We start from the raw sequence: 21315 nt of genomic DNA, 5'->3' as shown, positions 1-21315 counted from the left end.
CCGGGTCAGGCCCGCGGGATCATGCTGATGAACGCCTCAGCGGCTGCTTTGATCTGCGCGGGTCTGACCCCGCCCTTGTCCAGCGCCTCAAGCCCACGCACGAAGGCCAACACCGCGGTGGCCAGCGCCTCTGGATCGGCATCGGGTCCGATGGCCCGTTCAGCTTGGCCGGCCTGGACACATCCGGTCAACGCCCGTCGCCACTTGGCGAGTGAGCGTTCGATTATCGCGTCCGCTTCCGCGTCAGTGGCAGCCAATTCGGCGGCACTCTTGGCCATCAGGCAGCCGCGGCGGGCCTTGTCGGTAGCGAAACGTTTTGCCTGCGAACGGATATGGTGAAGTAGCCGGTCGTATCCGCCCAGATTTGGAACCGTGAGTTCGACGACGAACGCGCCGATCATGTCGGTGCAGTAAACGTCCAACGCCCTGAGAAACAGCCCGTGCTTGTCGCCGAAAGCCGCGTAGATACTGCCTTTTCCGAGCCCGGTCGCCGCACTGAGATCGTCCACCGAAGTCGCCGCATAGCCGCGCGACCAGAACTCGTCCCGGGCAGCGGCGACGACTTCGGCCTCATCGAACTTACGGGGACGGGCCATGGCCAAATTGAACTCCGTTCGTGAACGAAGAGTCAATGTGCAACAGGTTTCACCAGAATCGCCCGCGTGTAGAGCAGCTGGAAGCCCCGGCGCTGCACATTGTGCTGGGACTTCGAGCCGGGCGCTGTCGTCACCACGGCGAGCTCACAGCCGGCGGCGGCAGCCTCGGCCAGCCGCGCCCCCAACAGCGCGGCCTGCACGCCACGGCGACGGTAGGCCGGCGCTGTGGCCGCACCGGCCAGCTGAGCGATCCCACCGGCCAGCCGCATCATCCCGCCGCCGGCGACGTTGCCGTCGTAGAGCGCGATAAACGGTGTCACCCCAGCTTTTTCCATGTCCCGTTCGGCTCGCTCGACGATGTCTGCGGGGAACTGCTCATGACTGCCCGGGCCCTCGCCGTCGGGATGCGCGAAGCCCTCCACCACCACCCTCACCCACACGTCGAGATCGTCGGCCCGGCGCACCTGTACGTCGGTCGACAGTGGCTCCTCCATACCGATCGGCCTGGCGAGCACGTTTTCGAACTCGACCAGACGATAACCACGGCCGGACAACAATTCGGCGAGCTCGGGATCGGCCAGATTCGACAGCTCCACCCGGGTCGAGCCGCCGCGGGCGGCGAACGCCCGTTCGATCTCACCGAGCACCGCCTCGTCGGGCAGTCCGTCGAAGCCGAGGCCGACCACCTTGTTCATCGGCGACTCCGCCTCGGCGAAACAGGCATAACCCCCGGCCACAGGCAGTACGAGCCCGTCCGCGCCCCGGTGTCCGGCAGCATGGGTCGCCGCCGTGATCAGGTCCGCCTCGGCCTTCTCGATACGCCGGGCCAGATCGATACCGCAGAACAGTTGATCCGAGCCCGCGTCCGAGTCACCGTAGATAGCCACGTCGATATTGTGCCCGCACAGGCATTTCCGAAACGTCCCGACATCGCGTCGGTCAGCGCGGCGGCCCGGCCGGCTCCCACGACTGCATGGCGGTGTCGAGCTCATCGGCATCGAGCGCCTTCACCGGAATGGGCGATTGACCGGCGTGGTAGCGCATACCGTCCAGCAGGATGGCCACGTAGCGACGCCACAGTTCGGCGTCGACATTGCCGGCGTATTCGCTCACCGTGCCCGCCAAGAGACTGAAGATCGGCATGTCCGTGGACGACAGCTCCGGGCGTAGATACCCATCCCCCTGGGCCCGCTCAACCAGTTTGGTCAACACCGGGACGAGCTGCTCCTGGCAGGCCTTGACCCGGTCGCACCCATAGGACTTGCTGAACGCGATTTCCCGCAATCCACGATCAGTCGCTGTGATCTCACACATCTTCTCGACGTACCACGCGAATCCCTGCCATGAATCCTCTTGTTGCAACGCGGATTCAGCTAGCGCGGTGAGCTGCTCCATACCGTCCACGAAGATCGCGCCGATCAGCTCTTCCTTCGTGGCGAACCGCCGGTACACCGTGCCCACCCCGACATTGGCGTAGCGCGCCACGTCGTTGAGCGTCGCTTCGAGGCCTTTCTCGGCAAACAGCTCCCGCGCAGCGTCGAGTACCCGCTGCCGGTTGCGCTCTGCGTCCTTGCGCAGTGCGGGGCGTGTTTCCTCGGTCATATCTCTCAGTTCAAGTGAGCGGCGTCATAAGTGGATTGATCCTATCCACTTATTCCGATAACTTTACCCTTCGAAGTGCGTAGGCCGCCTGAGATCAAGGTCGTCGCGAACGCATCGAAACGTCGGGAGGCCCACCAATGACTGCTGTCATCGATATGCCCGTCGCGGGCCTTCCCTCGGGACAGCCTCGATGCTGAAGGCCATCAGCCGAATATGGCTGCCCGTACTGATCGTCATCGCCATGGGCGCCGGTGTGCTGATCGTGATGAACGTCCGCAAGGTCTTCGGCGCACACCCCGTCATCATCACCGAAACCACCTCGGACAACGCCGAGGACTTCAACCCCAAGTTCGTGAAGTACGAGATCTACGGCACGGGCAACACTGCCGTCATCAACTACATGGACCTTGAAGGCAAGCCCCAGCGCACCGGAGAGGTGCCGCTGCCATGGACTTTGACATTGCAGACCACGTTGCCTTCGGTGCAGCCCAACATCATGGCGCAAGGCGACGGGAACAGCATCAGTTGCCGAGTCACCGTCGATGACAAGGTCAAAGAAGAGAGAACGGCTACTGGATTGAACGCACAAACTTTCTGCTTTGTGAAGGCAGCATGAGCACGCCGACCGACGACACCCCGACCGACGCCATCGCCACCGGGCGCCACGCGGCACCTCCGCGCCCACCGATCCCCCGGTTCCTCCGGGCATTCGCCTTGCCGATCATCCTCATCTGGATCGTGATCGTCGCACTGCTCAACACCGTCGTCCCTCAACTCGAGGTCGTCGGAAAGATGCGTGCGGTGTCGATGAGTCCTAACGACGCCCCGTCGATGATCGCGATCAAAGAGGTCGGCAAGAAGTTCCAGGAGTACGACACCAGCAGCTCGGTGATGGTCGTACTCGAAGGCGACAAGCCGCTGGGCCTCGAGGCGCACGCGTTCTACGACCAGATGGTCCGTGACCTGCGCGCCGACACCACGCACGTGCAGCATGTGCAGGACTTCTGGGGCGACACCCTGACCGCCAAAGGCGCGCAGAGCCGCGACGGCAAGTCCGCGTACGTGCAGGTCTACATCGCCGGTGACCAAGGCGAGACGCTCGCCAACGATTCCGTCGAGGCAGTACGGCGCATCGCGACCGAAAGCCCCGCACCCGACGGGGTGAAGGCGTATGTGACGGGATCCGCGGCGTCGAGCACCGACCAGAACATCGTCGGTGACGAGAGCATGCAGATGATCGAGCTCGTCACCTTCGGTGTCATCGCGGTGATGCTGCTCGGCGTGTACCGGTCGATCATCACCACACTGATCGTGCTGGTGATGGTCGTGCTCGAATTGTCCGGTGCGCGTGGGATGATCGCGCTCCTCGGCTATCACAATGTCTTCGGTCTCACGACGTTCGCCACCAACATGCTCGTGACGTTGGCGATCGCCGCGGCCACCGACTACGCGATATTCCTGATAGGCCGATATCAGGAAGCCAGACGCTCCGGCCACGACAAAGAAGCTTCCTACTACGACATGTTCCACGGCACGGCCCATGTCGTGCTCGCGTCGGGTCTGACCATCGCCGGCGCGACGTTCTGCCTGCACTTCACCCGGCTGCCGTACTTCCAGACCATGGGCATCCCACTGGCGATCGGAATGACCGTCGTGGTCGCCATGGCACTGACCCTGGGGCCGGCCGTCATCTCGGTGTTCAGCCGATTCGGCAAGATCCTCGAGCCCAAGCGGCATTCGAAGTCGCGCGGATGGCACCGGGTCGGCACCGCCACCGTCCGCTGGCCGGGCGGAATCCTGGTGTGCGCCATCGTGGCAGCACTGGTCGGCCTGCTCGCCCTGCCGGGCTACCACACCACCTACAACGACCGCATCTTCCTGCCGAAGGACGTTGGCACGAACATCGGCTACGACGCCGCGTTCCGACACTTCTCGCAGGCCAAGATGAACCCGGACCTGATGATGATCGAGTCCGACCGCGATCTGCGGAACCCGGCCGATTTCCTGGTGATCGACAAGATCGCCAAGGCTCTCAAGAACGTGCACGGCATCGCCCAGGTGCAGACCATCACCCGTCCCGACGGTGATCCGATCAAGCACTCGACGATCCCGTACACGCTGGGCCAGAACGGTACGACCCAGCTGATGAACAACGACTACCTGCAGACCAACCTGGACAACATCCTCAAGCAGGCCAACGATCTGCAGAACAGCATCGACTCGATGACCGAGATGATGAGCATCCAGACGGATCTGGCAGCGGTGTCGCAGCGGATGGCCGACAAGATGAAGACCACGTCCGGCGACATGGCCGACGTGCGGGACCACCTGGCGGACTTCGACGACCAGTTCCGGCCCCTCCGCAATTACCTCTACTGGGAGCCGCACTGCTTCGACATCCCGATGTGCTGGTCGATCCGGTCGATCTTCGACGCGCTCGACGGCATCAACACGATGTCCGACGATTTCCAGGATCTGGTTCCGGAGATGCAGCGCATGGCCGACCTGATGCCGCGCATGGTCGCGGTGTTGCCGGCGCAGATCCAGACCATGAAGAACCAGAAGCAGATCCTGCTGAACCAGTACCAGGTGCAGAAGGCCCAACAGGATCAGACGATGGCGATGCAGAACACCGCCACCGCCATGAGCGAAGCGTTCGATACGGCCAAGAACGACGATTCGTTCTACCTGCCACCGGAGGCCTTCGGGACCGAGGACTTCCAGCGGGGCCTCAAGCTGTTCATGTCGCCTGACGGACATGCGGTGCGGTTCACCATCATTCACCAGGGTGATCCACTTACCCCGGAAGGCACCGCACGCATCGCACCGCTCAAGGTCGCGGCGACCGACGCGATCAAGGGCACTCCGCTGGAGGGATCCAAGATCTACCTCGGCGGCAGCTCGGCGACGTTCGCCGACATGCAGCAAGGCGCCGACTACGACCTGATCATCGTCGCCGCGGCGGCACTGATCCTGATCTTCATCATCATGTTGGTGCTCACCCGTGCCGTGGTGGCCTCTGCGGTGATCGTCGGCACGGTGGTGCTGAGTCTTGCCTCGGCCTTCGGCCTGTCGGTACTGCTCTGGCAGCACATCGTGGGAATCCCGTTGCACTGGATGGTGATGCCGATGTCGGTCATCGTCCTGCTGGCCGTGGGCGCGGACTACAACCTGTTGCTCGTGTCCCGAATAAAGGAGGAGATCCACGCCGGGCTGAAGACCGGGATCATCCGGGCCATGGTCGGCACCGGCGCCGTGGTCACCTCCGCGGGCTTGGTCTTCGCCTTCACCATGGCCTCGATGGCGGTCAGCAGTTTGATCGTGATCGGCCAGGTCGGAACGACCATCGGCCTGGGTCTGTTGTTCGACACCCTTGTGGTGCGGTCGCTGATGACCCCGTCCATCGCGACACTGCTCGGACGCTGGTTCTGGTGGCCGCAACGGGTCCGCCAGCGCCCGCTGCCCCAACCGTGGCCGAAACCCATCCAGCGCGATCCCGAGGAGGCGATGGTCTGATGAAGCGCATGCTGATCACCCTGATGTTCGGTGCGGCAACAACTCTGGCCCTCGCGGCACCGGCACACGCCGAGATCGATACCGATTTCGCGAATGAGCTGCACACATTCGGTATCTATGGGCAGCGTGACTACAACGCCTGGATCGCCAAGATCATGTGCAAGCGACTGCACAACGGCGTCGACCACAATGCGCAGGACTCGGTCGGTTTCGTGAAGAAGCAACTCGCCAAGGACAGCACCGATGCTCAGTCGTGGCAGTTCCTCGGCACCGCGATCAACTACTACTGCCCCGATCAGCGCTTCGTCTTCGAACAGGCCGCGCACTAAACGACTTTGGAGTGACATGCTGAAAAACACGATCCGCACCGGCGTGGCCGCCTGCGCGGTCGCCGCCAGCCTGGCGGGGGCCGGCATTGCCGGAGCCGACGCAACCGACGACTACCCGATCCCCAACCGGATCCTGCGCACACCGTGCACCGCCGAACAGATCATGGCCGCGGCCCGCGACGTCGAGCCGGTGTACTACGAGCGCTACATGATCGACTACAACAACAAGCCCGTTGCGGATCAGCAGGGTGCCCAGGACCGCATCCACTGGTTCTTCTCGATGGATTACGCCGGCCGCCGCCAGTACTCCGAGAACACGGCCACCAACGCGTTCTTCGAGAACATGTCATGGCGCTGGCCGAACTGGGCCAAGCTGTTCTTCAACAACAAGGGCGTCGCGGCCAACACCACCGACGTCTGCCAGAACTACCCGCCCAACGACATGTCTGTGTGGGACTGGCACTGACGCACCCGGGGCGTCGACGTCACCGAAACGTCAGACACGCCCCGGCGGGGCCCGCCTAGGCTTGGGCACATGCAGATCAGCCGCCGGGAAGCTGTCGCGGTAGTCGTCGGCCTGGTCCTGGTGGTGGCAGCGTTCGTCGTGCCCCATCTGCACCTGGGTATCGTGACGCCGCTGATCAACAGCTCCCCCGCGCAGATCTACAGCTTCACCGACACCGCACCGATTTTCGGCTGGTGGAATGCGCACGTCGGCTGGGGCACCATCCCGGCGATCGCAATCGCGATAGCCGCAGTGTGGTGGGGCCCCGCACTCGCGCAACGGCTTTCATGGAAAGCCGTACCGGTGACCGCGTGGGCGGTATCGTGCGCCTGGGCGTTCTCGCTGGCGATGATCGACGGTTGGCAGCGCGGTTTCGCCGGCCGCCTCACAGCGCGCCACGAGTACCTGCGCCAGGTCTCGACGATCACCGACATCCCCGAGGCGCTGCGCACTTTCTCCTCGAGAATTCTCGACTACCAGCCCGATTCATGGATCACCCACGTATCGGGTCACCCACCCGGCGCCCTTCTGAGTTTCGTGTGGCTGGACCGTGTCGGGCTGGGCGGTGGCGCGTGGGCCGGACTGCTGTGCCTGCTCGCCGGATCCAGCGCGGCCGCGGCGATCGTCATTGCGACCCGCAAGCTCACCGACGAGGCCACCGCTCGGCAGGTCGCGCCGTTCGTATCGGTGGCACCGACGGCCATCTGGATCGCGGTCTCGGCCGACGGCTACTACGCGGGCGTGGCCGCATGGGGAATCACGCTGTTGGCCGTGGCTGTGCACGGATCGGGACCGCGCCGGATCCTGTGGGCCGGCGCGGCCGGGTTCGTGCTGGGCTGGGCCATCTTCCTCAACTACGGACTGGCTCTCATGGCGTTGCCTGCACTGGCCGTGATCGCGACAGCAACCGACTGGGGGGCCGCCCTGAATGTCCTACTGCCGGCTGTGGTGACCGCGCTGGCAGTCGTCGTGGTGTTCGCAGCAGCTGGTTTCTGGTGGTTCGACGGTTATACCCTGGTCCAGCAACGCTATTGGCAAGGTATCGCCGCCGACCGACCCTTCCAATACTGGTCGTGGGCCAACCTGGCATCCGTGGTCTGTGCCATCGGCCTCGGCAGCGTGGCCGGGATCGGACGGCTGTTCGATGTCGCCGCGATTCGGCGCCAACCGGGGCTACGCGTGGTACTGATCGCCGCGCTGGTCGCCATCCTGTTCGCCGATCTCAGCATGCTGAGCAAGGCCGAGACCGAACGCATCTGGCTGCCGTTCACGGTGTGGCTGACCGCGGCCGGCGCGTTCCTCCCGGCCCGGTCACAGCGCTGGTGGCTGGCGGTCAACGTCATCGGCGCGCTCGCGCTGAACCACTTGATCCTCACCAACTGGTAGCACCCGCACGATCAGCTGATACAGCAGCACGCTCAGCCAGACCACGGCCAGCGAAACATACAGCCCCAGAGGGTAATTGCGATCGAGTACGGTCGCGTTATCTGGCCGCATCCCGGGCCGGCCGTACACCGGGACAGCCAGTACGACGAGCACTACGCTGCACAGTGCCGCCACCGCGATCGGCGAGCGGGAAGCGGCCGGGATCAGCCGGCGGCCCGCCCATCCCACTGCGGCGCACAACGGCGCGAAGACGAAATCGTGCACAATCACCCCGATTACCGCCCACGCCAGGATCCTCATGATGATCACCGGCGGGTTCTCCGACAGCAACAGCGCGCCGTACCCCGCCAGTCCCACCCCGATCACCGCAAGTAGCAGTCGCGTAGCCGTCATCTCACCACCTCGATCCGGGACAGCCACTTTGTCTGCAGCACACCGGGTCTACTCGGAGCGATGAGCCGGCACGGGTAGCCGTGGTCCAGGTCGAGAGGCTCACCGTTGAGTCGCAACGCGATCAATGTCGCGCTGTCGCGGGCGTGCCGCGCGGGCAGCACGGTGCGGGAGTACGGGCCCGGCGGTTCCAGCGAGATCATCCGCACATCGGAGTCCGGAGCGCCGCCCACGGTGGCGATCAGATCGGCGAGCACCACCCCGGTCCAATCCGCGCCGACGCTCCAGCCTTCGACGCATGCGATGGGCAGCCGCCGGGTGGTCTGCGGTAGAGCCGCCAACTCGGCCACGCTGAAGGTCCGCACCACGGCTCCCGACATCACGGTCAGGTGGTAGTCGGGCGAGGTCGCACTACGCAGCACGCCGGCCGCGATCGCCGACCGGTTCACCGGGACCCCCTGCGGCCCTTGCCCGGACCGCGGCGCCAGCACGGACGCCCGGCGCAGGAAGCCCACGCTCTGCCCGGCGGTCGCGGCCGTCGCCAACGCTACCGCCAGCCAGGTGGCACGCAGCACGGTGCGCCGGGTGGGGCCCGCGGTCACATCTCGCGGCGCAGTACCCGCCTCCCGATCCGGCGACTCCCCCAAGGCGCGCCGGATCACAGGCAATTTCACCGCGACATGTACCAGCACGGCGCCGGCGGCCAGATAGGCCATGGCGTAGTGGGCGGTCGTGAAGAAGAAGTCGAACGCGTACCACTGGGCGATGTTCAGCAGGCCGGTGGACAACTCGAAGAGGATCGCGCCCACCAGCACCAGGATCGACAACCGTTCCAGCTGGCGGGTGAGCCCGCCGATCACCGGGCGCTCGAACAGCTTCGGCCATACCGACCACAGCTTGACGACCACGAGCGGAATCGCGGCGATCCCCGAGATCACATGCAGCCCTTGGGTCAGCCGGTACAGCCAGACCGGACGGGTGGGCCAGAAGAACCAAGGCTGCGGATGCTGGATGAGGTGGCTGATCAGCCCGGTGATGAAACAGATGGCCACCGCGACGCCCAGGGCCGTTCCGACGCGGGCGGTCACCGCCGTTCCGCGCAGGCTCATAGCGCTTCCAAGGACGCGATGACCCGGTCACCGACTGGGTGCACCGCCGTCACCGCGAGGCCGACATCCCCGGCGAGACCGGCCGCGCAGTCCACACCCACCGTCGCCCAACGAAACCACGGTCCGATGCTGCCCACCGTCTCCAACCTGACCCATGCTGCGTCAACTCCCGTTGTCGCCGTGTCGAATTCGACAAGGCAGCGGCCGCCCGTCCTAAGCAGCTCACCGGCGCGCTGCAACACCCGCCACGGATCACCGCCCAGCCCGACATTTCCGTCGGCCAACAGGACGTTGTGCCAGCGACCGGTTCCGGGCAACGGTTCGAACAGGTCGCGGCAGAGCACCGGTGCGCCACTTCCCCGCGCCAACTCGATGGCCGTCTGTGACAGGTCCACCCCGAGCGCGGGCAGCCCACGCCGGACCAGACCGGCGACCAGCCGGCCCGGCCCGCAAGCAAGGTCGAGCGTCGGCCCCGAACACAAGTCCACGATCATGTCGTCGAAGCGGCGGTCGCTGCGCGCGCCGCCCAACCAGCTGTACACCGGCAGGTGGCGCAGGCTGCCGTCGTCGCGCCGGATCCAGCAGCGTTCCCCGTCGAGCGCCCGCTCGTAGAGTTGCCCGTGCATATCAAACCCCCCGAGCAGCGTGGGAGAACCGGCTGCCCGGCGCACACACCCGGCCCACCACAGGGATGTCGTCAACCGTGTCGAAATCGGCCAGCTCTGCCACGAGGGTCACCGCCGCTCCTGTACGACGCAGTGCCGCAAGGGTTTCCGCACCGGTGTGCGATGTCGACATCTCGACGCCGCTCAGACAGGCGGCCGTCCCGCCGTCCCGGACGCCCAATACCCACCAGCCGCCGTCACGCGCCATCCCGAGCACCGCGTCGGTGCCCGCCAGCGCACGCCAGCACTCGTCGAGCAACGCCGCGGTCACCTGCGGGGTGTCCATCCCGATCTGCAGCACCGGCAGGCCGGTCGCCGCGGCCGCGTCGGCATGCGCATTGGCCAGCCGCTGCGCAAAGCCCTCGCCGCGCTGAGCCACGACGATGAAATCGTCCAACCGGTCCTGAATTTCGCTGCCGCGGCAGGCCCTCGCGAGGTCACCGGTCAACGCCACCACCCGCGCCGCGACCGCGGCCTCGGCCACCGCGTCCAAGGTGTCCAGCAGCGCGGCGGCCGCGATATCGGCGGCCGCCTGGTCACCGACTCCCGCTGCCAGCCGCGTCTTGGCCAGCCCGGGCACCGGCGCCTTGGCAACCACCAGCACCGCAACGGGATTCATCGCATCACCCGCCAGAAGTCCAGTGCGGCGACGATACTGCCCCGCACCGATCCGCTGACCTTCGATTCCCCGCCGGTGCGCGGACCGTACGCCACATCGCGTTCGACCACCCGCCAACCGGCCTGGGCGGCGCGAACCAACAACTCCAGCGGGTAGCCAGACCGGCGGTCGGTCACCCCGAGCCCGATCAGCGCATCGCGGCGGGCCACCCGCATCGGCGCGATATCGTGCACCGGCACCCGGTACCGCTGCCGCAACCGCCAGCACACCGCGGCGGTACCGAGCCGGGCATGCCACGGCCAGTGCAATCCGGGCACCGACCGGCGCCGGCCGATGACCAGATCGGCGCCGCGGTCGAGTTCGGCGACGAGCGCCGGAAGCTCCCTCGGGTCCAGCGACCCGTCCGCGTCGAGCACCGCGACGATCGGTGTCGCGGCCGCGACCACGCCCGCATGCACCGCCGAGCCGTAACCGCGACGGGGCTCGGCCACCACAGTCGCTCCGAGCGCCCGGGCCACCTCGGCCGTGCGGTCGGTGCTGGCGTTGTCGACCACCAGCGGCCGGTACCCATCGGGCATCGCCGCCAGCACTCCGGGCAGCGAGTGCTCCTCGTCAAGACACGGCAGCACCACGGTCACGTGGTCGGCAGGGGCCATAAATTCCGACGGTAGGCCGCCCCCGGCCCGCTGACCAGGGCCCAACTATGACGAAACTGTGACATAGCCGCAGGTCGCGGGACCGCGGCAGTAACCTCGAAAGGTGACCCGGGTACTCATCGCCGACGACGACACCGTCGTGCGAGACGTGGTACGGCGCTATCTGGAACGCGACGGCCTGGACGTCTCGATCGCGCAGGACGGCACCGAAGCTCTGCGACTGCTCGGCTCCGAGCAGATCGACGTCGCCGTTCTCGACGTGATGATGCCCGGTTCCGACGGGCTGTCGCTGTGCCGCGATCTGCGCCGGGACGGCGGTTACAGCATGCCGGTGATCCTGCTGACCGCCCTCGGCGAGGAAGACGATCGCATCGCGGGCCTCGAGGCCGGCGCCGATGACTATCTGACCAAACCGTTCAGCCCTCGTGAGCTGGCGTTGCGGATGCGGTCGGTGCTGCGCCGCAGCAGCGGCCTCACCACGCCGGTGCCCGCCGAACTCGCCGTCGACCAGCTGCGGGTCTCCACCGCGGCACGCTCGGTGACCATCGCCGGGCGCACGGTCAACCTGACCAACCGCGAGTTCGATCTGCTGGTGTTCTTCCTGACCAACAGCGACGTCGTGTTCTCCCGCGAGGAACTGCTGAAACGGGTCTGGCGGTGGGACTTCGGCGATCTGTCCACCGTGACGGTGCACATCAAACGGTTGCGGTTCAAGCTCGGCGATCAGCACCGGATCCAGACCGTGTGGGGGCGGGGCTACCTGTGGAGTGGTGATGAGCGCTCGCGCGAAGAACAGAGGATCTAGTGCAGAACCTCGTTGAGATCATCGGCTGGGCGCTGGCCTGCTCGGTACCGGTCGTCCTCGCCGGGGCGATCATCATCCGGCTGGCCCGGTCCTGGTCGCTCGCGCTGAGCATGGTGGTGCTGGTGCTGATCCCGACGCTGGCCACGTTCACCGGCGTGCTCGGCGCCAGCGGATTCATGATCACCGAGACCTTCGAGCAGACCGGTGTCGTGCTGGTGATCGTGTCGGTGGTGACCATCCCGGCGGCTGTCATGCTGGCCCGTTACCAGGCCCGACGCACGGTGTGGGAGCAGGAGATCCGTGATTCCGAACGGGCGGCCGAGCACTCCCGCCGGCGGCTGGTCGCATTCGTCAGCCACGATCTGCGCACCCCGCTGGCCGGGATCCGCGCGGTCTCCGAGGCCATCGCCGACGGTGTGGTCACCGACGACGAGGTCAGGACCCAGGCTAAACACATTGAGCAGGAATCGATCCGGCTTTCCGATATGGTCGACGATCTGTTCGAGATGTCGAAGATCAACGCCGGTTCGGTGCAACCCGTACGCGAACCGGTGGCGCTCGACGAGGTGGTGGCCGATGTGATCGCCGCCCACCGGATACCGGCCGGCCGCGCGGGGGTGCGGTTGACCGCGGAACTGCCCCCGCAGCCGGTGCGGGTACTGGGCAGTGACCGCTCCCTGGTCCGGGTGCTGTCGAACCTGGTGGCCAATGCCATCGCGCACACACCGGACGGGGGCAGCGTGACGCTGGCCCTGGGGGCGGACCACGACGGCGCGTGGGCGCACGTGGACGACACGGGCGTCGGCATCGACGAAGCCGATCTTCCGCGGGTGTTCGACGTGGCCTACCGAGGCTCCAACGGCCGTGTGCCACGGGCGGATTCATCGCTGCCGAGCGGATCAGGGCTGGGGCTCACCATCGCGGCGGGGCTGGTGCAGGCGCACGGCGGCACGTTGTCTGCCCGCAACCTGGACACCGGGGCGCGCTTCGAGGTGCGCCTGCCCTTGGCAACCGACGCCGCCGAATAGCCGTCATTCCGGCAGCGAGTTGCTCAGCCGCTCGGTGGCTGCCACATAGTCCTCGATGAACTCGCGCACCACCTCACGTGCCGGTTTCACCTTGTTCATCAGCCCGACACCCTGCCCGACGAAGTACGTCGCCAATGCTTGCGCACCCGGATGACCTTGCGCGGCAAGCACATCGATTCGCCGGATCACGGGCTCGGCGAGCATGTTCTGCAACGGCAACGGAAGCGTTTGGTGTCCGGCAGGATTCGGCGCCCACGCCGCCGTCCAATCCGAGGCCAGCTGGCGCGCCGGCTTGCCGGTACGCCCGGTCGAGCGGACGGTATCGCGCGACGTGGCCGCCAGCATCTTCTGCACGGTGTGCGGCGCTGTCTCGGCCTCCTCGGTGGTCAGCCACACCGACCCGGTCCAGGCACCGGCTGCGCCCATCGCCACAGCAGCTGCCATCTGCCTGCCGGTCACGATGCCGCCCGCGGCCAGCACCGGGATGTCGCTGCCGGCAGCCTCAAGGGCTTCGATTACCTCGGGGACCAGCACCAGCGTCGATACCTCGCCACAATGCCCACCTGCCTCGGTGCCCTGCGCGACGATGAGATCCACCCCGGCCTGCACCTGCTTGAGGGCATGTTCCCGGGCACCCACCAGGGCGGCGACCGGGATCCCGCGCTCACGACCCGCCTCGATCATGTAATCGGGCGGTACCCCGAGCGCGTTGGCGATCAGCTTGATCGGATGACTCATCGCCACATCCAGCAGCTCGTGGCCGGTGTCGCCGGACAGCGAGGAGCCGCCCAGGCGCTGCGCGGCCTCGGGCTCGATGCCGTGATCGGTGAGCAATTGCGCGACGAACTCGCGGTACTCGGCGGGAATGCGGTCAGTGAGCTGCCCGCGGGACAGATTCTCGCCCTTGCCCTCGAATTTCGCCGGGACGATGATGTCGGCGCCATACGGTTTGCCGCCCACCTGCTGGTCGATCCAGGTCAGCTCGCGGTCCAGCTGCTCGGGGGTGTACGCCGTGGCGCCGAGGACACCGAAGCCGCCGGCATTGGTCACCGCAGCCACCACGTCGCGGCAGTGGCTGAAGGCGAAGAGGGGAAAATCGATCCCGAACTGCTCACAGATGGCGGGTTTCACCCCGTCAGTATTGCCACGCGGACTTGACGGGTGTCAAGAGTGTGCGCACTCGCCACTCAGGCGCGCAGCGGTGCGAACGCGAACTCGGCCAACCCGTCGTACGGGTCGATCGCAGCCTCGAAACCCAGCACCTGCGCCGCGCGCACCGGCGAGGCCACGATGTGGCGGACGTCGCCGCTGCGGTACTGACCGGTGACGACGGGCTGGTCGGCACCCCGGGCCGCGCACAGGCGGGCGGCCACCTCCATGATCGAAATGGGGCGCCCCGAGCACACGTTGAACGCGTTGAAGCCGTCGAGCCCGGCACCGACCGCCGCCACGTTGGCGGCCGCGACGTCGTCGACGTGAACGAAGTCGCGCATCTGCCCACCGTCCTCGAAAACCCTTGGCTCCTGGCCAGATTCGAGCTGTGAGCGAAAGATCGCCGCGACTCCGGAGTACGGGGTGTCGCGCGGCATGTTCGGGCCGTAGACGTTGTGATAGCGCAGCGCGACCACAGCCCCGGCACCGGCTTCCGCCCAGGCCAGGGCGTAGTGCTCCTGCGCGGCCTTGCTGGCGGCGTACAGACTGCGGGGGCGCAGCGACGCACCCTCCCCGACGAGCCGCCACCGCAATTCTTCCCCGCCGATCGGGCAGCGGTGCTCGAACACCGCGGCGTCCAGGTCGGCGCGGGTGCGCGGCGCCGGGTCGACCGGTCCGTGCTCAGGGCAGTCGTAGCCACCCTGCCCGTACACCACCATCGACGAGGCCAACACCAGCCGGGTGCAACCGGCGGCGAACATCTCGGCGAGCAACACCGCCGTCCCGTAGTCGTTCACGCCGGCATAGGACGGCGCGTCCGCCGCGTCGACCCCGGCACCCACCACCGCGGCCTGATGACACACCACATCGACCCCGGCAAGCAGGGGCGCGAGCGCTGAGCCGTCACGGATGTCGACCACGTGGCACTGCGGCGGGGGTTCTGCGCCGGGACCGTGCGCGGCGGGCAGCATGGTGTCGACGGCGACCACCTCGTGCCCGGCGGCCTGCAACGCAGCCCAGGTGCGGGCACCGATGAAGCCCGCCGCACCGGTGAGCAGAATCCTCACGGCAGCTCGAAGGGCAGCTTCACCCCGTCGTGGGCCAGACAGTGCGTACAGGCGCGCTCGGTCTCGACAGCCTCCAGCGCCTCGCGGACGAGCTTCTTGAACGGCACCAGGTTGCGCTCGAACTCGGCGAACACGTCCACCGTCGTCACCCCCGAGCCGGTCTCAATCCCGGCATCCAGATCGGTGACCAAAGCGATTGCCGCATAACACATCTCAAGCTCACGAGCCAGCACCGCCTCGGGATAGCCGGTCATGTTGACCAGCGTGAAACCCTGATCGGCGAACCACCGGCTCTCGGCTCGGGTGGAGAACCGCGGGCCCTGGATCACCACCATGGTGCCGCCGTCGACCACCCCGGGCAGTGCGGCCGCGGTGGACCGCAACGCCGGGCAGTACGGATCGGCGAAACCGACATGGATGCCGCCGGAATCGAAGTACGTGTCCGCGCGGCCGCGGGTCCGGTCCACCAGCTGATCGGGCACGACGATCGAACCCGGGCCCAGCTGCGGGGTCAGACTGCCCACCGCGCACGGAGCGAGAATCCGGCGCACACCCAACGAGCGCAGCGCCCACATGTTGGCCCGGTAAGGGACCGTGTGCGGCGAGTACTCGTGACCGACCCCGTGCCGGGGCAGGAAGGCCACCTCGTGCCCGCCGACGGCGCCCACCGTGATGGGCGCACTCGGAGGCCCGTAGGGGGTGTCCACAGGGACAGTGCGAGCCTCGGGCCCGAAGAACGAATAGAACCCGCTACCGCCGATGACGCCGAGCATGCAGTGCTATTCGGCCTCGTCGTGCGGCTTGGCGGGTTCCTCCGAACTTTGATCTACGACACCGTCATCGACGACCGTGCCCAGATCGTCGTCGAAGTCGTCGAAATCCTCGTTGGCCTTGCGGGCGCCGTCGGCGATCTCGAAGACATCGGTGGCAAGGCCACCGATGACGGTCGCGACATCTTTGACGGCCGTGGTGATGATCGAGGTGACCTGCCCGACCGTGGAGGCCACTGCCTCGACGGATTCCTGCAGCACGTCCTTGCCGATCTCGGTCTTGCTGAGCTGCTCCTTCATGAGGCTCAGTGTAAGGCGGCATGAAACGATGGCGCTCGTGGCCAGTTTCGCGCAATGGATCGAGGGCGCCCGTCCCCGCACCCTGCCCAACGCCGTCGCCCCGGTGCTCGCCGGTACCGGCGCCGCCGCCTGGGTGGGTTCGGCGGTGTGGTGGAAAGCGTTGCTGGCGCTGGCCGTATCGCTTGCTCTGATCATCGGGGTGAACTACGCCAACGACTACTCCGACGGCATCCGCGGCACCGACGATGTGCGGTCCGGTCCGCTGCGCCTGGTGGGCTCCAAGCTGGCCTCGCCGCGGGCCGTGCTGACCGCGGCCGTCGCAAGCCTGGCGGTCGGCGCCGTGGCCGGGCTGGCGCTGGCGGCGGTGAGCGCACCATGGCTGATCGCGGTCGGGGCCGTGTGCATCGCCGGTGCCTGGCTGTACACGGGCGGCAAGAAGCCCTACGGCTACCTCGGCCTGGGTGAGATAGCCGTGTTCATCTTCTTCGGTCTGGTCGCCGTCCTGGGCACGCAGTACACCCAGGCCCTGCGCATCGACTGGGTCGGACTCGTGGCGGCGGTGGCCATGGGCTCCCTGTCGTCGGCCGTGCTGGTGGCCAACAACCTGCGCGACATCCCCACCGACACCGAGTCGGGCAAGATCACGCTGGCCGTGCGTCTCGGCGATGCCCGCACGCGGCTGCTGTATCAGCTCCTGGTGGGCGTGGCCCTGGTGCTGCCCCTGGTGCTGATGCTCGCCACGCCGTGGTGTGCCGTCGGCCTGGTAGCACTGGCGCCGGCGGTGCGGGCACTGCGCCCGATACGCGGCGGCGGCATAGGAGCCCAGCTGATCCCGGTCCTGCGCGATACCGGTCTGACCATGCTGGTGTGGGCGATCTCGGTGTCCGTGGCCCTGTTCCTGGCGTCGTAGCCGGCGCGCGTCGCCGACTTCTACGTGGGGGTCGCTGCGCGTCGACATCCACGACCCAGGTGTCGAAGTCGGCGTGGTCCAAGCATTCACAATGCACACCTCGCATCCCCCACGGCGCCCGCGATGGTGCACTAACGTGACCGTCGGCCTGCAACGCCGACGACCTGGGGGATGCGCATGACCACTTCGACCGAGGCGCATCAGCCCGCACCATCGGGCCGCGCCGAGACTCGTCGGGCCATCTGGAACACGATCAGAGGCTCGTCGGGCAACCTCGTCGAGTGGTACGACGTCTACGTCTACACCGTGTTCGCCACCTATTTCGAAGCACAGTTCTTCGACAAGGCAGACAAGAACGCGACGGTCTACGTGTACGCGATCTTCGCGGTCACCTTCCTCACCCGCCCGATAGGCTCGTGGTTCTTCGGCCGGTTCGCCGACCGGCGAGGCCGCCGCGCCGCACTGACCTTCAGCGTCTCGCTGATGGCGCTGTGCTCACTGGTGATCGCGCTCGTTCCCTCGCGCGAAACCATCGGTGTCGCAGCGCCGATCATCCTCATCCTGTGCCGGCTGGTGCAGGGCTTCGCCACCGGCGGCGAGTACGGCACCTCGGCGACCTACATGTCCGAGGCTGCGACCCGCGAACGGCGCGGCTTCTTCTCGTCGTTCCAGTACGTGACGCTGGTCGGCGGACACGTACTGGCGCAGTTCACCCTGCTGATCATCCTGACCACGTTCAGTACCGAGCAGGTCCACGAATTCGGTTGGCGCATCGGCTTTGCCATCGGCGGCGTGGCCGCGATCGTGGTGTTCTGGCTGCGGCGCACCATGGACGAATCGCTGTCCCCCGAACAGCTGGAAGCCATCAAGGCCGGCAAGGACAAGAGCTCCGGGTCACTGAGGGAACTACTCAACCGCTACTGGAAACCGCTGCTGCTGTGCTTCCTGATCACCATGGGCGGCACCCTGGCGTTCTACGCCTACAGCGTCAACGCCCCGGCCATCGTCAAGACCACCTACAAGGACCAGGCCATGACGGCCACCTGGATCAACCTCATCGGATTGATCTTCCTGATGGCCATCCAACCGCTGGGCGGCATGATCAGCGACAAGGTCGGCCGCAAACCCCTGCTGCTGTGGTTCGGCATCGGCGGGGTGATCTACACCTATGTGCTGTTCACCTATCTGCCCCAGACACATTCACCGATCCTGTCGTTCCTGCTGGTCGCCGTCAGCTACGTGATCCTGACGGGGTACACCTCGATCAATGCCCTGGTGAAATCCGAGCTGTTCCCCTCACACATCCGCGCGCTCGGCGTGGGAGTCGGCTACGCCCTGGCCAATTCGATATTCGGCGGCACCGCACCGGTGATCTACCAGGCCCTCAAAGAACGAGACCTGGTGCCGTGGTTCATCGGCTACGTCACGGTGTGCATCGCCCTGTCACTGGTGGTCTACGTGTTCTTCCTCAAGAACAAGGCCGAAACCTATCTGGACCAGGAGAAGGGGTCGGCCTTCATCCAGTAGCTCCGCCATCCACCGAAGGCCGGCGTCACCGACGTCATGGCCTCGGGCAGCGAGCCAGCAACTCGCGGATCGCATCGACCGACAACGCGTTTTTCGCCACGAAGCCCAGCGCCGGACTGGCCGCGATCAGCTCGACCAGATCCTGCTCCGAATAGGTCGAGGTGAGGATCACCACCGGCCGGTGCCGGCTGCGGTGCAACTGTTCGGCCACGTCGAATCCGCTCTCGGCGCCGAGCATCACATCGAGCAGCACCACGTCGGGCCGCAGTTCGTCGCAGAGCTTCAGGGCCTGCTCGCCGTCGGCCGCCGCACCGACGACCTCGACCCCTCCACCACCCAACAGCCGGGTCGCGGCGCTGCGGAATCCGGCGCTGTCATCGACGATGAGGCAGCGCACCGGGCCTCCGCATCCGAGTCATCAACCCAGCGTCTCAGCCTCGGATCGCGGTGGCATTACCGCTAGCCGGAAAATCGCCGCGCAGCAGGCATGAACCCCGGCGGCGTAGCGTTCCTGTTCAGATGACTGTCGCCCGTGCTGTCCCGGCTCTCGCCGACCGGCCCTGGCCGTCGGTGCGTACCCGGCTGCTCCGAATGCTGCTGCGGCCGAAGGCGCCACCGCTGGCCGCCGGGATCGTCGTTGCGATCGCCTTCATCACCGCCGAGACCCTGATCGTCACCCAGTTGCGGCAGATGGCACCCGAAAGCTCGTTCGGCGCGGTGTTCCTGCTCGGTGTCCTGGTGGTCTCGGCCGGCTGGGGAATGTGGCTCGCGGTGGCCACGTCCCTGGTCAGCGCCGTGGTGTACGTGCATTTCCACATGGAGACCCACAACGCGCTGCTCCCGATCCACGACCAGGACCTCGCCGCGATCATGGTCTTCCTGCCAATCGCGCTGCTGACCAATCTGCTGGTCGGGCAGGCCCGGCTGCGGGCCGCCGATGCTGCGGCGCTGGCCGGACAGCAGGCGGCGCTGCGCCGCGTAGCCACCCTCGTGGCCCGCGGATCGCATCCCGACGAGGTCTACCCGGTGGCGGTCGCGGAGCTGGCCGGCGGGCTGGGCATGGACCACGTGGGGCTGCTGCTCTACCAGGACGACGGGACCGCGGCGGTGCTGGCCTCGCGCGACCCACACGGTGAGGCCAAGCTGCACATCGGCGAACGACTGCCGTTGGAGAGCGGGTCCCTGCTGACCGTGATCGCCGAGACCGCCGAACCGGCCCGCATCGAGGACTACGCCAGAGAAACCGGTATCACCGCGTCGCGCATCCGGGGCATCGGGATCCGCTCGGCGGTCGGCGCTCCCATCATCGTCGACGGCCAGGTCCGCGGCCTGTTGGTGGTCGGCTCGGCCCGGCCGGGTGTCTTCGACACCGGCACCGAAGCCCGTGTCGCCGACTTCGCGGACCTGGTCGCCACCGCGATCGCCAACTCCGAAACCCGTGCCGCACTGACCGCCTCGCGTGCCCGGATCGTGACCGCCGCCGACCAGGCCCGGCGGCAGTTCGAACGCGACCTGCACGACGGCGCCCAGCAGCGGGTGGTCTCACTGAGCCTGGCGCTGCGGGCCACCCAGGCATCGATACCGGCCGACCAGACAGAACTCATCGATCAACTCGACAGCCTCGTGGCCGGGCTGTCAGCGCTGTCGACCGAACTGCAAGAGCTTTCCCGCGGAATACATCCGGCCGTGCTGTCCCGAAGCGGCCTCGGCGCCGCCATCCGAGCCCTGGCCCGGCGCTCCCCGATCCCGGTCGACGTCGAGGTCGACCTGAGCGACGCGATCCCCGAATCGGTGGGGGTGGCCGCGTACTACGTCCTCGCCGAGGCATTGACCAACGCGGCCAAGCATTCCGGGGCCACGGCCGTGGAGGTGACGGCCGCTGTCACCGACCACACTCTGCACCTCTCGGTGCGCGACGACGGTGTCGGCGGTGCCGTCACCGGAGCCGGGTCCGGATTGATCGGTCTGGCCGACCGCGCCGAGGCGCTGTCCGGTCAGCTCAGCATCACCAGCCCACCGGGAGCCGGCACCACCGTCCGCGCCTCGATCCCGCTCAATTGTGTTCAGCCGCAGCCTTATCAGTGATGGAAGAGCAGACCGTACGGTCCGAAGAACGGGTACTGGGCCTGGTAGTCGACCGACGGCGGGGTCGCGACGATCTGCGCATTGCCGTCGGACCGGCAGACTGTCGAGGTCGCGCCGGCGGTACAGGTCTGTGGGTCCGGATCGGCCTGGGCCACGGGTGCCAGCGCTATTGCCGCGGCGGACGCGGTCAACAGCATCAATAAACGTATCGGGTTACTCATGATGGCGGTACTCCTTTGTCGGCCAACTCAATTCGAGTACCTCAAGCCTCGCCGACAGTGGCGCCCAAAACGACGGC

The 21315-nt window shown here is 66.8% G+C and carries 24 protein-coding genes; 10 read left to right on the top strand and 14 right to left on the bottom strand.

Features of this window, described 5'->3' with window-relative positions:
• Window positions 1–5 precede the first annotated feature (5 nt).
• The 3 genes from H977_RS0128165 to H977_RS0128155 are packed head-to-tail and all read right to left on the bottom strand — an operon-like array spanning window position 6 to window position 2198.
• Window positions 6–596, bottom strand: coding sequence for a TetR/AcrR family transcriptional regulator (locus H977_RS0128165; RefSeq protein ID WP_029110989.1), 591 nt, complete (start codon window positions 594–596; stop codon window positions 6–8).
• Between the two features lie 32 nt (window positions 597–628).
• Window positions 629–1483, bottom strand: coding sequence for a GNAT family N-acetyltransferase (locus tag H977_RS0128160; protein ID WP_036477547.1), 855 nt, complete (start codon window positions 1481–1483; stop codon window positions 629–631).
• Between the two features lie 52 nt (window positions 1484–1535).
• The gene (locus tag H977_RS0128155) at window positions 1536–2198 is read right to left on the bottom strand and encodes a TetR/AcrR family transcriptional regulator (RefSeq protein ID WP_029110987.1); all 663 of its coding nucleotides are present in this window, start codon (window positions 2196–2198) and stop codon (window positions 1536–1538) included.
• A 190-nt stretch (window positions 2199–2388) separates the two neighbouring features.
• Between H977_RS0128155 and H977_RS0128150 the strand changes: the two genes are divergently transcribed.
• The 5 genes from H977_RS0128150 to H977_RS0128130 all read left to right on the top strand — a co-directional run bounded on the left by H977_RS0128150 (window position 2389) and on the right by H977_RS0128130 (window position 7934).
• Entirely contained in the window at window positions 2389–2814 is a 426-nt protein-coding gene (locus tag H977_RS0128150) for an MmpS family transport accessory protein (RefSeq protein WP_029110986.1), read from the top strand.
• Window positions 2811–5714, top strand: a complete 2904-nt coding sequence (locus H977_RS0128145; protein ID WP_029110985.1) for an MMPL/RND family transporter — start codon at window positions 2811–2813, stop codon at window positions 5712–5714. The genes H977_RS0128150 and H977_RS0128145 overlap by 4 nt, the downstream gene beginning before the upstream one ends.
• Window positions 5714–6043 (top strand): DUF732 domain-containing protein, encoded by a 330-nt coding sequence (locus H977_RS0128140; protein ID WP_029110984.1) that lies wholly within the window; start codon window positions 5714–5716, stop codon window positions 6041–6043. The genes H977_RS0128145 and H977_RS0128140 overlap by 1 nt, the downstream gene beginning before the upstream one ends.
• Window positions 6044–6059: 16 nt before the next feature.
• The gene (locus H977_RS0128135) at window positions 6060–6509 is read left to right on the top strand and encodes a DUF5078 domain-containing protein (RefSeq protein WP_036477542.1); all 450 of its coding nucleotides are present in this window, start codon (window positions 6060–6062) and stop codon (window positions 6507–6509) included.
• A 69-nt stretch (window positions 6510–6578) separates the two neighbouring features.
• Window positions 6579–7934 (top strand): hypothetical protein, encoded by a 1356-nt coding sequence (locus H977_RS0128130; RefSeq protein ID WP_029110982.1) that lies wholly within the window; start codon window positions 6579–6581, stop codon window positions 7932–7934.
• Here the strand turns inward: H977_RS0128130 and H977_RS0128125 are convergent.
• The 5 genes from H977_RS0128125 to H977_RS0128105 are packed head-to-tail and all read right to left on the bottom strand — an operon-like array spanning window position 7860 to window position 11373.
• A complete protein-coding gene (locus H977_RS0128125; protein WP_036477539.1) occupies window positions 7860–8327 on the bottom strand; it encodes a hypothetical protein in 468 nt (155 codons plus the stop codon). The two genes, H977_RS0128130 and H977_RS0128125, sit on opposite strands and share 75 nt — an antisense overlap.
• Window positions 8324–9433 carry a molybdopterin-dependent oxidoreductase gene (locus tag H977_RS0128120; RefSeq protein WP_036477536.1) on the bottom strand — a complete coding sequence of 370 codons (1110 nt, stop codon included), beginning with the start codon at window positions 9431–9433 and terminating at the stop codon, window positions 8324–8326. Before H977_RS0128120 ends, H977_RS0128125 begins: the two co-directional genes overlap by 4 nt.
• A complete protein-coding gene (locus H977_RS0128115) occupies window positions 9430–10059 on the bottom strand; it encodes a methyltransferase domain-containing protein (RefSeq protein ID WP_029110979.1) in 630 nt (209 codons plus the stop codon). Before H977_RS0128115 ends, H977_RS0128120 begins: the two co-directional genes overlap by 4 nt.
• A gap of 1 nt (window position 10060) precedes the next feature.
• Window positions 10061–10717: a TIGR04282 family arsenosugar biosynthesis glycosyltransferase gene (locus H977_RS0128110; protein WP_029110978.1), complete on the bottom strand. Its 657-nt coding sequence runs from the start codon at window positions 10715–10717 to the stop codon at window positions 10061–10063.
• Window positions 10714–11373, bottom strand: a complete 660-nt coding sequence (locus tag H977_RS0128105) for a glycosyltransferase family 2 protein (protein WP_029110977.1) — start codon at window positions 11371–11373, stop codon at window positions 10714–10716. Before H977_RS0128105 ends, H977_RS0128110 begins: the two co-directional genes overlap by 4 nt.
• Window positions 11374–11476: 103 nt before the next feature.
• Here H977_RS0128105 and H977_RS0128100 point away from each other — a divergent pair, with 103 nt between their 5' ends.
• The gene (locus H977_RS0128100) at window positions 11477–12178 is read left to right on the top strand and encodes a response regulator transcription factor (protein ID WP_029110976.1); all 702 of its coding nucleotides are present in this window, start codon (window positions 11477–11479) and stop codon (window positions 12176–12178) included.
• Window positions 12178–13206: a sensor histidine kinase gene (locus H977_RS0128095; RefSeq protein WP_029110975.1), complete on the top strand. Its 1029-nt coding sequence runs from the start codon at window positions 12178–12180 to the stop codon at window positions 13204–13206. The genes H977_RS0128100 and H977_RS0128095 overlap by 1 nt, the downstream gene beginning before the upstream one ends.
• A gap of 3 nt (window positions 13207–13209) precedes the next feature.
• Here H977_RS0128095 and H977_RS0128090 read toward each other — a convergent pair whose 3' ends face one another.
• Genes H977_RS0128090 through H977_RS35970 form a run of 4 tightly spaced genes read right to left on the bottom strand, consistent with a single transcriptional unit; the run spans window position 13210 to window position 16495 of the window.
• The gene (locus tag H977_RS0128090) at window positions 13210–14337 is read right to left on the bottom strand and encodes an NAD(P)H-dependent flavin oxidoreductase (RefSeq protein ID WP_029110974.1); all 1128 of its coding nucleotides are present in this window, start codon (window positions 14335–14337) and stop codon (window positions 13210–13212) included.
• A 56-nt stretch (window positions 14338–14393) separates the two neighbouring features.
• On the bottom strand, window positions 14394–15425 hold the full coding sequence (locus tag H977_RS0128085) for an NAD-dependent epimerase/dehydratase family protein (protein WP_029110973.1): 1032 nt from the start codon (window positions 15423–15425) through the stop codon (window positions 14394–14396).
• Window positions 15422–16198: an S-methyl-5'-thioadenosine phosphorylase gene (locus H977_RS0128080; RefSeq protein WP_029110972.1), complete on the bottom strand. Its 777-nt coding sequence runs from the start codon at window positions 16196–16198 to the stop codon at window positions 15422–15424. Before H977_RS0128080 ends, H977_RS0128085 begins: the two co-directional genes overlap by 4 nt.
• Window positions 16199–16204: 6 nt before the next feature.
• Window positions 16205–16495: a hypothetical protein gene (locus tag H977_RS35970; protein ID WP_051289174.1), complete on the bottom strand. Its 291-nt coding sequence runs from the start codon at window positions 16493–16495 to the stop codon at window positions 16205–16207.
• A 37-nt stretch (window positions 16496–16532) separates the two neighbouring features.
• Here H977_RS35970 and H977_RS0128070 point away from each other — a divergent pair, with 37 nt between their 5' ends.
• Window positions 16533–17405 (top strand): 1,4-dihydroxy-2-naphthoate polyprenyltransferase, encoded by an 873-nt coding sequence (locus tag H977_RS0128070; RefSeq protein WP_029110971.1) that lies wholly within the window; start codon window positions 16533–16535, stop codon window positions 17403–17405.
• A gap of 177 nt (window positions 17406–17582) precedes the next feature.
• Complete coding sequence (locus H977_RS0128065) at window positions 17583–18932, top strand: MFS transporter (protein ID WP_029110970.1); 1350 nt, start codon at window positions 17583–17585, stop codon at window positions 18930–18932.
• A gap of 34 nt (window positions 18933–18966) precedes the next feature.
• Here the strand turns inward: H977_RS0128065 and H977_RS0128060 are convergent, their stop codons facing one another.
• A complete protein-coding gene (locus H977_RS0128060) occupies window positions 18967–19329 on the bottom strand; it encodes a LytR/AlgR family response regulator transcription factor (protein ID WP_029110969.1) in 363 nt (120 codons plus the stop codon).
• A 122-nt stretch (window positions 19330–19451) separates the two neighbouring features.
• On the opposite strand from H977_RS0128060, the gene H977_RS0128055 reads away from it, so the two are divergent.
• Window positions 19452–21017 carry a GAF domain-containing sensor histidine kinase gene (locus H977_RS0128055; protein ID WP_036477532.1) on the top strand — a complete coding sequence of 522 codons (1566 nt, stop codon included), beginning with the start codon at window positions 19452–19454 and terminating at the stop codon, window positions 21015–21017.
• On the opposite strand, the gene H977_RS0128050 is transcribed toward H977_RS0128055, so the two are convergent.
• Window positions 21011–21214, bottom strand: a complete 204-nt coding sequence (locus H977_RS0128050) for a hypothetical protein (RefSeq protein WP_231396080.1) — start codon at window positions 21212–21214, stop codon at window positions 21011–21013. The two genes, H977_RS0128055 and H977_RS0128050, sit on opposite strands and share 7 nt — an antisense overlap.
• Window positions 21215–21315 lie beyond the last annotated feature (101 nt).

The sequence above is a fragment of the Mycobacterium sp. URHD0025 genome (genome assembly GCF_000426065.1).
GTDB lineage: Bacteria > Actinomycetota > Actinomycetes > Mycobacteriales > Mycobacteriaceae > Mycobacterium.
The sequence above is the reverse complement of the archived record's forward strand: the minus strand, read 5'-3'. Positions and strand labels throughout refer to the sequence as shown.

Bases quoted from the DNA above. Each gene is read 5' to 3' on its own strand.
- H977_RS0128135 (WP_036477542.1), top strand. From the start codon at position 6,060: ATGCTGAAAAACACGATCCGCACCGGCGTGGCCGCCTGCGCGGTCGCC.
- H977_RS0128055 (WP_036477532.1), top strand. From the start codon at position 19,452: ATGACTGTCGCCCGTGCTGTCCCGGCTCTCGCCGACCGGCCCTGGCCG.
- H977_RS0128065 (WP_029110970.1), top strand. From the start codon at position 17,583: ATGACCACTTCGACCGAGGCGCATCAGCCCGCACCATCGGGCCGCGCC.
- H977_RS0128050 (WP_231396080.1), bottom strand. From the start codon at position 21,214: ATGCTGTTGACCGCGTCCGCCGCGGCAATAGCGCTGGCACCCGTGGCC.
- H977_RS0128150 (WP_029110986.1), top strand. From the start codon at position 2,389: ATGCTGAAGGCCATCAGCCGAATATGGCTGCCCGTACTGATCGTCATC.
- H977_RS0128130 (WP_029110982.1), top strand. From the start codon at position 6,579: ATGCAGATCAGCCGCCGGGAAGCTGTCGCGGTAGTCGTCGGCCTGGTC.
- H977_RS0128145 (WP_029110985.1), top strand. From the start codon at position 2,811: ATGAGCACGCCGACCGACGACACCCCGACCGACGCCATCGCCACCGGG.
- H977_RS0128110 (WP_029110978.1), bottom strand. From the start codon at position 10,717: ATGAATCCCGTTGCGGTGCTGGTGGTTGCCAAGGCGCCGGTGCCCGGG.
- H977_RS0128115 (WP_029110979.1), bottom strand. From the start codon at position 10,059: ATGCACGGGCAACTCTACGAGCGGGCGCTCGACGGGGAACGCTGCTGG.
- H977_RS0128155 (WP_029110987.1), bottom strand. From the start codon at position 2,198: ATGACCGAGGAAACACGCCCCGCACTGCGCAAGGACGCAGAGCGCAAC.
- H977_RS0128105 (WP_029110977.1), bottom strand. From the start codon at position 11,373: ATGGCCCCTGCCGACCACGTGACCGTGGTGCTGCCGTGTCTTGACGAG.
- H977_RS0128080 (WP_029110972.1), bottom strand. From the start codon at position 16,198: ATGCTCGGCGTCATCGGCGGTAGCGGGTTCTATTCGTTCTTCGGGCCC.
- H977_RS0128165 (WP_029110989.1), bottom strand. From the start codon at position 596: ATGGCCCGTCCCCGTAAGTTCGATGAGGCCGAAGTCGTCGCCGCTGCC.
- H977_RS0128125 (WP_036477539.1), bottom strand. From the start codon at position 8,327: ATGACGGCTACGCGACTGCTACTTGCGGTGATCGGGGTGGGACTGGCG.
- H977_RS0128120 (WP_036477536.1), bottom strand. From the start codon at position 9,433: ATGAGCCTGCGCGGAACGGCGGTGACCGCCCGCGTCGGAACGGCCCTG.
- H977_RS0128140 (WP_029110984.1), top strand. From the start codon at position 5,714: ATGAAGCGCATGCTGATCACCCTGATGTTCGGTGCGGCAACAACTCTG.
- H977_RS35970 (WP_051289174.1), bottom strand. From the start codon at position 16,495: ATGAAGGAGCAGCTCAGCAAGACCGAGATCGGCAAGGACGTGCTGCAG.